This window comes from Yoonia sp. SDW83-1 (assembly GCF_046762885.1).
Taxonomy (GTDB): Bacteria; Pseudomonadota; Alphaproteobacteria; order Rhodobacterales; family Rhodobacteraceae; genus Yoonia.
This window is the reverse complement of record NZ_JBKQXO010000031.1, coordinates 19539-30485: the sequence shown is the minus strand read 5'-3', so window position 1 is coordinate 30485 and position 10947 is coordinate 19539. Positions and strand designations below refer to the sequence as shown.

The window sequence follows — 10947 nt, the reverse complement described above, 5'->3', positions numbered from 1 at the left end:
ATCGCCGCCGTCAGCGTCGTCTTGCCGTGGTCAACGTGACCAATCGTGCCAATGTTCACGTGCGGCTTATTCCGTTCAAACTTTGCCTTTGCCATTTTACTAGCGCCCTTAATTCTGAGGGGCCATCACGGCCCGTTCCAACATCGCGGGCGATGTATTTGGAAATGGATAGGAAATCAAGCACCCGCGTTGTCGTGACGAAGCCTTGCAAAACTTTTTTTGTCAGCAATGTCGATTTCGCCAATTCCCGGACGTCTGGTAAGTACAAAGGCAATGACGCCTGACATACTAGCAGGAGATGAAACCATGCAATATATGTGCCTCATTTACTCGACTGAGGGATCCGGCCCCCAGCCCGGCACACCCGAATTCGGGCCATTCATGCAAAGCTATCACGACTTCACAAACGAGATGCGCGAAGGTGGCGCCCTGGTAAGTGGAGAGGCGCTGCAGCCTATCGCAACGGCCACGACGGTGACGGTCCGTGACGGCAAGACGATCACGACCGACGGTCCTTTTGCGGAAACCAAAGAACAGTTGGGCGGATTCTACCTGCTGGAGTGCAAGGACCTTGATGAGGCGATCGCCCATGCTTCCAAAATCCCAACCTCGACTTATGGTCGGATCGAGGTTCGTCCCCTGATCGTCTGGGACGATTGATTGCCGATGCTGCCCCCACACACCCTGCACCAGGCCGTTGAGCGGACGGTGCGGGAAGAGTGGGGGCGCATCCTTGCCGCGCTGGTCAAATCACTTGGCGACATCCAACTGGCAGAGGATTGTTTGCAGGATGCGATTGCCCACGCCATTGAGTTCTGGCCCGAAACTGGCCTGCCACGATCCCCCGCCGCCTGGCTGATCACAACCGCCCGCAGACGCGCCATTGATACGCTGCGCCGAGATGCCCGCTTTGCGCAAAAAGTGCCCGAGCTTTCGCATCTGGCCGATCTGCAAAACGACGGACAAGACGCGGAGGGATCTGAATTGATCCCCGATAAGCGGCTGGAGATGATGTTCACCTGCTGCCATCCGGCTTTGGAACAAAAAACCCAGATCGCCCTGACATTGCGGACTTTAGGTGGCCTCAAAACCGAAGCCATCGCGGCGGCCTTTCTGGACAAGCCAGAGGCGATGGCCCAGCGCCTTGTCCGGGCCAAACATAAAATTGCTGCGGCACGTATTCCCTACGAAATCCCGGAACGTGAGATGCTGCCCGACCGTCTGGCGGGCGTTCTGGCCGTCATCTATCTGATCTTCAATGCGGGCTACACCGACGCCAGTGCGACGCAACGCAGCCTGAGTGATGAAGCGATCCGGCTGGCCCGTATCGTCCATCACCTGATGCCGGACGATGCCGAGGTTGCGGGACTGCTGGCACTGATGTTGCTGCACGATGCCCGCCGCCCGGCACGCATTGATGCACAAGGGCAGATGGTCGCCCTGGAGGATCAGAACCGCAACCGCTGGGATCGGGGCAAGATCGCGCAAGGTGATCGGTTATTGCGGGATACATTGCCGCGCGGACAGGTTGGCCCCTATCAGTTGCAGGCCGCCATCAGTGCGCTGCATGCTCAAAGCCCATCCTGGGACCAGACCGATTGGCCGCAGATCGCCGCGCTCTATGAACTGCTTTATCAGGTGCAGCCATCACCGGTTGTACGGATCAACCAAGCCATGGCGGTCTCCTACACACGCTCGGTCACGGACGCTCTAGCCCTCTTGGGCAGTGTCGCTGACGATCCCCAACTATTGACCTATCAACCCTTTCATGTCGCCTATGCAGACCTGCTGCGACGATCAGGTAACATCGCCGCAGCAAGAGAGAGCCTGGACCGCGCCGTCAGTTTGACCGAACACGACACGGAACGCAGCTTCCTGCAGCGAAAACGCGATAATCTGTCCACATAGACCCGCTTTGGGCTAACCTGCAGGCGCATTGAACAAGGAGATTGCGATGAAACTCGGTGCATTTTCGATCAGTCTGAACGTGAAAGATATTGCCGCGTCAAAAGACTTCTACGGGAAGCTCGGCTTTGAAGCCTTTGGGGGCGATGAAGAACAGGGCTGGCTTATGTTGCGCAATGGCGAGACGGTGATCGGCCTGTTTGGTGGCTTTCTCAAAGCCAATACGCTCACGTTCAATCCGGGCTGGGATCAGAACGCCCAGAATGTCGATGATTTCGAAGACGTGCGCGACATCCAGAAAAAGCTCAAGGCGCAGGGGGTCGAATTCTTCAGTGAGGCTGATGAAAGCACCACAGGTCCCGCCAGCTTTGTGGTGATGGACCCGGACGGCAACCCGATCCTTGTGGATCAGCACCGATAGCATTCGGCGCAATTCGGCCAACAGTCATTTCTTGCCGAGGGTCACACGGCATGGCGGCTGATCATTGCTGGAAACAATAATCCAACTCTGCGCGGATTGAACACGCAAACCGCAGGCTCTTAGGGTCCGGCTTGCGACTCATCGAGGAATGGATGCGTCGCTTGCGGCCCTTTCCCAACAAACCAAGGGCTTTTCACCGGTCAGACACATGTCTGACCGAACCACTCACTGCGTTCAAACGCAATCGGGAGACCCCGAGGCAGAAAAGGACAAGACATGAGCCAAGCAAGTGAAGTCGAACTGTTGATGCTGGAACTGATCAACGAAGAACGCACCTCGCGCGGACTTGATCCGCTATCCATAAATAATGCGCTGAACGACGCCAGCGAGGATCACAGCCAATGGATGCTGGACACGGACACGTTTTCGCATGCGGGTGCGGGCGGCTCGACCGCGACACAGCGGATTGATGCGAGCGATTATGAGCTTGAGGGAAGTTGGCGCACCGCCGAAAACATCGGCTGGCAAAGCGAACGTGGCGAACCGGGCATTGCCGATGATGTGCGCAGTATTCATGAGAGGTTGATGAACAGCGACGGGCACCGCGCCAATATCCTGAACCCTGATTTACGGGATATCGGTATTGGCATCGAAACCGGTGATTTTAGCGGATATGATGCCGTGATGGTGACCCAGAACTTCGGCCGCACAGACGCGATCAGCGATGAACCCCCGCAAGATCAGGCACCGCTACCGCCTGTGGCAGATGTCGATGACACGCCCGATCCGATCCTGACGCAGGCTCCCGACCCTGATGCCCCACCATCGGACGTGCCGGATAGCGACACGCCAGCGCCTGAAGAAGAACCTGATGTCGCCGAAACACCAACTGAAACGGATGATGATCCAACTGATGATGAAGCGGACCATACGTCAGCGCCTGATGGTGACAACATGTCTGATGAGTGCCCGAATGATGATGACGAAGACACCGATGACGCCATCACTATCAACACGCAAACGGTGACGAACACAGTGACCACGAGCACCATCGCGCAGGACGGTCGGGACCCCATCACGGTCATGACCGAAGAAACGGTCGCATCCGATATGGCATCGCAATCGGATGATTTCTTTGACTTCTGCGACTTTGATGGTGACGATTTCTCAGACGATGTGGTGACGATGACCGGCTTTGCAGGCACGATCACCACTAATGACGGCACGTTCGAAACCGATGATCAGGCAGAGTTCGACATAATGCTCGCCGACTTGTTGGAGTCTTTGGGCGGCTTCACCTGTGGCGTCGATATGGAGTTTGCCTAAGGACTTTTAGTAGGTGGCGGGCCGCATGGGCCCGCCACCTCATGAACCTAGCCGACCGGTGCGTTATCGGCACGCTTGATGGCGATTATAGTGGATCGGGGCAGCACGCCTTCGCCATCGGGGAACGGTGCATCCGGATGCTGAATGCCCACGAACATGGTCCGGCGATCGGCGGACCATGTCAGACCGGTCACTTCGGACCCCTGAGGACCCGTCAGGAACCGTTCGATCTGACCGGTAGCAGGATCACCTGCCAGCATCTGGTTGTTGCCCATACCGGCAAAGCCATCTGCGTTGCTGTCATTACCATCTGTCTGAATCCAGAGCAGGCCAGTGCTGTCAAACATCATCCCATCGGGCGAGTTGAACAGATTGCCTTCGTTGATATTGGGCGAACCGCCGTACTTGTCGTCATGGACGGTAGGATTGCCAGCCATGACATAAAGGTCCCAGGTGAAGGTATCGCTGCCATGGTCATCATTGCTGGGATACCAGCGCACGATCTGACCATAATTGTTTTCGGCGCGTGGGTTGGGCCCGTTCACTGGTGTCGGATCACCGCCCGCGTTTGATTTGACGCCCCGGTTACGATTGTTGGTCAGACAGCAGTAGCCCTCTGCGGCAACAGGGTTCACCGCCACCCATTCCGGACGATCCATCGTGGTCGCACCCACCTTCGATGCCGCTACGCGGGAAAAGATAGCAATTTCAGCTTCGTCCATGCCAGTCGCCTCGGGTGTCAGGGCAACCCATTTGCCTGTTAGATCATTGTCGAACTTGGCAACGTAAAGCTGGCCATCATCCAAAAGCTCTGATGTCGGACCACCGGGTGTATAGACGCCATTAGAGACGTATTTATACATGAACTCGCCGCGCTCATCGTCACCCATATAGACGACCACACGTCCATCAGGCGCGATAACGGTCGCGGCATTCTCATGCTTGAAGCGACCAAGCGCGGTGTGTTTGATTGGTGTCGAATTGGGATCGCTTGGATCGATCTCAACGATGTAACCAAAGCGACGCGGCTCGTTCGGGTTTTGGCTGATATCAAAACGCTCATCATATTTCTCGTAGGCATAGCGCCCTTCGAGACCAATACCGTAGCGGGCATAATCCTCCGGCCGTTCAAATTCGGGATCGGTCGAGCCGAAGTAGCCGTTGAAGTTTTCCTCGCAGGTCAGATAGGTGCCCCACGGCGTCTTGCCTGCCCCGCAATTATTCATCGTGCCCAGCGCTGTGGTCCCCGCCGGATCGGCGGCAGTTTGTACCAACGGATGACCAGCAGCAGGTCCAGCCAGCGTCATTGGTGTGTTATGAGTGATCCGGCGGTTCAGGTCACTGTCGACAACGATGTCCCAGCCATCCGGTCCTTCAGCCACCTCCATCACGGTGACGCCCTGCATGTTCTGTAGGGTCAGTACGTCATCAGCGCTTGTTGGAACGCCATCGACATTCTGTGGCAGATTGATCTTGGTATTCACATATTCATGGTTCACCGCGATGACCTGACGACCGCCGACAACAAACGCCTCCATCCCGTCAGTGTTTTCGCCGAACACACGATCAGAGCTTGCGACGCCAACGGCATTCTGCGGATCAAATGGCTCTGCATCCGAAAACAGCGGCTGACCCCATTTTGCGACGGATTGCCATGAATAACCCTCCGGCACATGGACCGTCCCATCGGTGGCAATCGGGATCGGCGTAAATCCAAAACGGCTGACTGTCTGAGCGTCTACGGATGTGCCGTAAAGCAGACCGGATCCCATCACGGCAGCGCCAGACCCGTAGGCAACAACCCCTCGCAAGAAACCCCGCCGCGAAATTGCGGCTTCAACCACCTCATCAAAGTCAGTTGTTGCGGCGGCAGGTCTTTGCAGTTCATCCCACTCGTCCCAAGAGAGATCGTAAGTATCGTTATCTTTCATCATACTAGCCCCTAGCTGGCGTTAAAATCAGCGCGACCCTAGCGACGGTTCTTTGCAGGTTTGTGACACTTGCAGTGATGCGTCATTCTTTCTGCGCAGGACGGCAAAGCAGCTTTGCCGTCCACCATATCTCAGGTCGCAGGGCGGCCCTGAAACCACCCCAGCCTGCGGAAAATCAGCCAATCCAAAACCAGGGCCACGATCAATGACGCGCCCACAAGTGGCAGCAGAATACCCAGCCCGATCACAAGAACGATTACCCCCGCCCCCAATGACGCCTCCGGTGCCGCAGGAACCCCAAGGGACCCCGCAGGCCGTCGCATCCACCACGCCACAAAACCAGATACCGACAGAACAACAGCTAAAACCGCAGCAAGGGTATTCTGCGCGAGATTGCGCCATCCGTAAAGCGCACCTTGGTGCAATGACATCACTTGTGGACCTATGCACGCGAGCGCGTCGTTTTTTGCAGGTCGTGCGGTTTCAGAACGGCACTGACAAATCAGTCAACAATTGGTTCGGAATTGCCCGGTCATTTATGTGAACCGGTTATTCTTGGGAAAGCCGTAGGGCGGCCTTTTCCCGACCCCGGCCCGCGCGCCTTTCCAGTCAGTCATGTCTGGCTCGGTGCGGGTCTTGCCGCCGCCCATGGGCCATGACAGACCATTGTCCCAGTTGAACGTTGTCAAATCCGACAAACCACCATCGAGTTCAAGCATACCCTGCCGCCCGGTGGCTTTCTTGTATTTCTGGATCCGCACGCCTTTGCCTCGGTTCATCTCGGGCAATTCTTCGACAGGGAAGACAAGGAACTTGGCGTTCTCTGACACAACGGCGATATGATCGCCAGCAATCCGACGGCATACCTTGGCGACCGTATCTTTGACGTTCAGCACCTGCTTGCCCGCACGGGTCTGGGCCACGACCTCTTCTTCCGGGACAACAAAGCCGTTGCCTTCGGCAGAAGCGACGATCAGCTTTTCGCCCGGCTTGTGGATCAGGAAATCGATGATTTCGACGTCGTTCGGCAAGTCGATCATCAGGCGCAGCGGTTCGCCCATGCCCCGCCCGCCGGGCAGGGTCGCGGCGGAGACGGTGTAGAAGCGCCCGTTGGCCCCAAAGACCAGCAGCTTGTCGGTGGTCTCCGCATGGAAGATGAAGCGGGGGGCGTCGCCATCCTTGAACTTCAACTCGCGGGTCAGATCGATATGGCCGGTCATGGCGCGGACCCAGCCCATCTGCGAACAGACCACGGTGATCGGTTCGCGGTCGATCATGGCTTCCAGCGGGACCTCGACCACCTCGGCGGCTTCGGCGAATTGGGTCCGGCGCGCCCCACCTTCGCTGGTTTTGCCGAAAAGCTTGCGTGTTTCGCGCAACTGTTCCGCGATCTTGGCCCATTGCAGATCGTCGCTTTCCAGCAGGTCCTCAATCTCGGCGCGCTCTTTCATCAAAGCATCACGCTCGGCGATCAGTTCCAGCTCTTCCAGGCGGCGCAGGCTGCGCAGGCGCATGTTCAGAATCGCTTCGGCCTGCACCTCTGACAGCGACACTTCGGGATCGTCATCGACGGGCGAGACGTAGTCTTTTTCAGACGTCGCGCGCACATGGTCCTTGGCCCAGTCCTCGACCATCAGCGCCTGTTTCGGGTCGTCGTCATAGCGGATGATGTCGATGACCCGATCCAGATGCAGGAAGGCGATGATGAAGCCTTCCAAAACCTCAAGCCGGTGGTCGATCTTTTCGAGCCTGTACTTGCTGCGCCGGATCAGGACATCGCGACGGTGATCAAGGAACGCGCGCAATACTTCCTTGAGCGAACAGACCTTGGGGGTCAGCCCGTCGATCAGCACGTTCATGTTCAGGCTGAACCGCGTTTCCAGATCGGAGTTGCGGAAGAGCATACCCATCATGACTTCTGGGTCGACGGTCTTCGCGCGGGGTTCGAGGATCACGCGGATGTCTTCAGCAGATTCGTCGCGCACATCGGCGAGCAGAGGGACCTTCTTGGTCTGGATCACCTCGGCCAGTTTCTCGATCAGCTTGGATTTCTGGACCTGATAAGGGATTTCAGTGACGACGATCTGCCATTGGCCACGGCCCAGATCCTCGACCCCCCACTTGGCGCGCAGCCGGAACGCCCCGCGTCCGGTGCGGTAAGCCTCGGCGATATTTTCAGATGGTTCGACGATCACGCCGCCGGTGGGAAAATCAGGGCCGGGGATATATTCCAGAAGCGTATCATCGCGCGCATTCGGTGCCTTGATCAGATGCAGGCAGGCATCGATCAATTCGTGCAGGTTATGTGGCGGGATGTTGGTCGCCATCCCCACAGCAATCCCGCTGGAGCCGTTCGCGAGCAGGTTCGGGAAGGTAGCAGGCAGAACGGAGGGTTCGGTCAGGCGGCCATCGTAATTGTCGCGGAAATCGACCGCATCTTCGGACAGCCCTTCGAGCAGCGCCTCTGCGGCGGCGGTCATCCGTGCCTCGGTGTAGCGTGAAGCGGCGGGGTTATCGCCGTCGATATTGCCAAAGTTCCCCTGCCCATCGACAAGCGGGTAGCGCACGTTGAAATCCTGCGCGAGGCGCGCCATCGCGTCATAGATCGCAGCGTCGCCATGCGGGTGGAAATCACCCATCGTGTCGCCACTGATCTTGGCGGATTTCAGGAAGCCGCCCGTCGGTGACAGCCGCAGACGCGACATGGCGTAAAGGATGCGCCGGTGCACCGGCTTCAGCCCGTCGCGCGCGTCAGGCAGCGCGCGGTGCATGATCGTGGAGAGCGCATAGGTCAGGTAGCGGTCGCCAATGGCGCGCCGCAGCGTTTCGGTGATGTCGTTGGGGCCCAGTTCGGGCTCACTGCTCGTGTCGCTCATTTGGTTGGTTTAGCGAGGGGATATGTGGCCGTAAAGCAGCTTTGGAACCAAATTGGTGATGCTGCGTTGTAGGTGCAGACGCGGAAACGTGATAATATCGATTCTTAACAACGAGTTGGGGACACTGCCATGTCCAAGTTTATCATTACGACCTGCCTGCTGCTGTTCTGGGCGTTTTACGAAATGTCCGGCGGTGCCGATTTTGAGCCGCTTGAACGCAAGGTGGTTGCAAAGGCCCCGGTGACCGATTTGCCGGAACCGACGGTTGTGGTTGCCCAAGCGCCAAGGCCAGCGCCGATCGCCGCGCCAGTGGCGGAAATCACCACGGCATCCTATACGCCCGAACTGGTGATCATTCCCGCGCCGGAACCAGTCGTTGAAGACGTCACACTTGCGTCGGCTGAAACGACAGTGGTTGAAGATCCCCTGATTATTCACCAAGTCGCAGGCGAGTGGGTAAACATGCGTGATGGGCCCAGTACATCGTTTTCTGTGCTTGATACTCTGCCCCGTGGCACCAAGGCCGAAATCCTTGAAGTCAACGGCGACGGCTGGGCGCAAATCCGCCTGATTGACAGCGGAAAGACCGGATGGATGGCCGAACGGCTGCTGTCGGCAGGCTAACGCTGGCTTGTCAGCCGATGCCGTGCCGGGCACAAAGCTGGCATGACACAGAAAACAATCCTGATTACCGGTTCATCGTCCGGCATTGGTCTTGATGCCGCACGCAGTCTGCGTGATGCGGGCTGGCGTGTTTTTGCAAGTTGTCGCCAAGCTGAGGATTGCGAGAAGCTGAAGGCCGAAGGATTTGAAAGCCCGCTGATCGACTACACCGAACCCGACAGTATCGTGAATGGTCTGGCCGAAACGCTGGAGGCGACCGGCGGGACTCTGGATGCGCTTTATAATAATGGGGCCTATGCCTGTCCCGGCGCGATTGAAGATCTGCCTGTTGCCGGGTTGCGCGCCATTTTCGAAGCCAATCTGTTTGGCTGGCACGAGTTAACCCGGCTAGTCATTCCGGTGATGCGAGCGCAGGGGCATGGTCGAATTATCAATTGTTCTTCGGTACTTGGCCTGGTCGGGATCAAGTGGCGGGGCGCCTATGTCGCAACCAAATTCGCGCTGGAGGGCCTGACCGATGTGTTGCGGATCGAGATGAGCAATACGCCGATCAAGGTAATCCTTATTGAGCCGGGGCCAGTGACGTCAAAAATTCGCGAGAATGCGATCCCGCATTTCGAGAAATGGATCGATTGGGAAAACTCGGCACGGGTCCACGAATACAAGGATGTGCTGGCACGTCTTTATACGAAGAGCGAGCCGGACAAGTTTGAATTGCCGCCCTCTGCCGTGACGAAAAAACTGCTGCACGCGCTGACATCGCCACGGCCAAAGGCGCGATACTACGTGACAACGCCCACCTATCTGATGGGCTTTCTGCGGCGCATTCTGCCGACGCGCCTGCTGGATGCGGTGATTTTGAAGGGCTGAGGGTTTCCTTCGCCCGTGGGCCTGCTACATCGCGAGGGACAATGTTGAGGGGACCTGACCATGGCTGACGATCCGCTGTTCTGGCTTGTTGCCGCTGCTGTACTGATCGTGCTGTTCATCCTGCTTTTGGGGATTGGCGGTTTCGGGCGCGGCGGTGATTTCAATAAGAAATACGCCAACAAGATCATGCGCTGGCGGATCGGGGCGCAGTTTGTCGCGGTGCTGCTGATACTGTTGTTTGTTTATTTGCGAAGAGGCGCCTAAGCCGATGGTTGTGCTGAATAAAATCTATACCAAGACAGGTGATGCCGGTGAAACCGCGCTGGGCAATGGCAGCCGGGTGGCGAAGCATTCGATGCGTGTCACCTCATACGGCACCGTCGATGAGACCAACGCAACGGTCGGTCTGGCGCGCCTGCATGCGACGGGCGAGATGGATACGCAACTGGCGATGATCCAGAATGATCTGTTCGATCTGGGCGCTGATCTGTGCCGTCCTGATATGGAAAAGGATGGCGAGGCGGAGTACCCGCCATTGCGGATGTCCGATGCACAGGTGGAGCGGCTTGAGGCCGAAATCGACGCGATGACCAAAAAGGTTGAGCCGTTGCGGAGCTTTGTCTTGCCGGGTGGAGCGGCGATGGCCGCGCATCTGCATTTGTGCCGGACCGTGTCGCGCCGGGCTGAGCGGCTGACGGTCGAACTGGCCACAATGGAATCGGTGAACCCGGCGGCGGTAAAATACCTGAACCGGCTGTCGGACTGGTTTTTCCAGGCGTCCCGCATTGCCAATGACGACGGCAAGAATGACGTGCTGTGGATTCCGGGGGCGAACCGCTGAAAACCGCCACAAAGGGTGTTGCGTGCCCCCCCACCGTACGGTGGTTTTGGCCCAAACGCGCGAATCATAGGTTAATCCCTTAATTCACAGGCAAATGTGCTGTCGGCGATGCGTCGGATTTACGTCGGCAAAGCGTCGGACATTTTGGCGGCA

General features: G+C 57.6%; 12 protein-coding genes. 8 read left to right on the top strand and 4 right to left on the bottom strand.

Annotated features, from left to right (window positions below):
- Positions 1 to 95 (bottom strand): GTP-binding protein (locus ACFWW4_RS21965; protein ID WP_018590913.1); only part of this gene is annotated, 95 nt, incomplete at its 3' end.
- A 211-nt stretch (positions 96 to 306) separates the two neighbouring features.
- Between ACFWW4_RS21965 and ACFWW4_RS21960 the strand changes: the two genes are divergently transcribed.
- The 4 genes from ACFWW4_RS21960 to ACFWW4_RS21945 all read left to right on the top strand — a co-directional run bounded on the left by ACFWW4_RS21960 (position 307) and on the right by ACFWW4_RS21945 (position 3652).
- Positions 307 to 660, top strand: coding sequence for a YciI family protein (locus ACFWW4_RS21960; protein WP_411892791.1), 354 nt, complete (start codon positions 307 to 309; stop codon positions 658 to 660).
- 6 nt (positions 661 to 666) lie between these two features.
- Positions 667 to 1908 (top strand): RNA polymerase sigma factor, encoded by a 1242-nt coding sequence (locus tag ACFWW4_RS21955; RefSeq protein ID WP_411892790.1) that lies wholly within the window; start codon positions 667 to 669, stop codon positions 1906 to 1908.
- A gap of 46 nt (positions 1909 to 1954) precedes the next feature.
- On the top strand, positions 1955 to 2326 hold the full coding sequence (locus tag ACFWW4_RS21950; protein WP_411892789.1) for a VOC family protein: 372 nt from the start codon (positions 1955 to 1957) through the stop codon (positions 2324 to 2326).
- 276 nt (positions 2327 to 2602) lie between these two features.
- A complete protein-coding gene (locus ACFWW4_RS21945) occupies positions 2603 to 3652 on the top strand; it encodes a CAP domain-containing protein (protein ID WP_411892788.1) in 1050 nt (349 codons plus the stop codon).
- A 47-nt stretch (positions 3653 to 3699) separates the two neighbouring features.
- On the opposite strand, the gene ACFWW4_RS21940 is transcribed toward ACFWW4_RS21945, so the two are convergent.
- The 3 genes from ACFWW4_RS21940 to ACFWW4_RS21930 all read right to left on the bottom strand — a co-directional run bounded on the left by ACFWW4_RS21940 (position 3700) and on the right by ACFWW4_RS21930 (position 8459).
- Entirely contained in the window at positions 3700 to 5583 is a 1884-nt protein-coding gene (locus ACFWW4_RS21940) for a PhoX family protein (protein ID WP_411892787.1), read from the bottom strand.
- Between the two features lie 131 nt (positions 5584 to 5714).
- The gene (locus ACFWW4_RS21935; protein ID WP_411892786.1) at positions 5715 to 6014 is read right to left on the bottom strand and encodes a hypothetical protein; all 300 of its coding nucleotides are present in this window, start codon (positions 6012 to 6014) and stop codon (positions 5715 to 5717) included.
- Between the two features lie 105 nt (positions 6015 to 6119).
- The gene (locus ACFWW4_RS21930) at positions 6120 to 8459 is read right to left on the bottom strand and encodes a DNA topoisomerase IV subunit A (RefSeq protein WP_411892785.1); all 2340 of its coding nucleotides are present in this window, start codon (positions 8457 to 8459) and stop codon (positions 6120 to 6122) included.
- 129 nt (positions 8460 to 8588) lie between these two features.
- Between ACFWW4_RS21930 and ACFWW4_RS21925 the strand changes: the two genes are divergently transcribed.
- Genes ACFWW4_RS21925 through ACFWW4_RS21910 form a run of 4 tightly spaced genes read left to right on the top strand, consistent with a single transcriptional unit; the run spans position 8589 to position 10794 of the window.
- Positions 8589 to 9083: an SH3 domain-containing protein gene (locus ACFWW4_RS21925; RefSeq protein ID WP_411892784.1), complete on the top strand. Its 495-nt coding sequence runs from the start codon at positions 8589 to 8591 to the stop codon at positions 9081 to 9083.
- A 42-nt stretch (positions 9084 to 9125) separates the two neighbouring features.
- Complete coding sequence (locus ACFWW4_RS21920) at positions 9126 to 9953, top strand: SDR family NAD(P)-dependent oxidoreductase (protein WP_411892783.1); 828 nt, start codon at positions 9126 to 9128, stop codon at positions 9951 to 9953.
- Positions 9954 to 10013: 60 nt separating this feature from the next.
- On the top strand, positions 10014 to 10217 hold the full coding sequence (locus tag ACFWW4_RS21915; RefSeq protein WP_393932408.1) for a twin transmembrane helix small protein: 204 nt from the start codon (positions 10014 to 10016) through the stop codon (positions 10215 to 10217).
- Between the two features lie 4 nt (positions 10218 to 10221).
- Positions 10222 to 10794, top strand: a complete 573-nt coding sequence (locus tag ACFWW4_RS21910) for a cob(I)yrinic acid a,c-diamide adenosyltransferase (protein ID WP_411892782.1) — start codon at positions 10222 to 10224, stop codon at positions 10792 to 10794.
- Positions 10795 to 10947 lie beyond the last annotated feature (153 nt).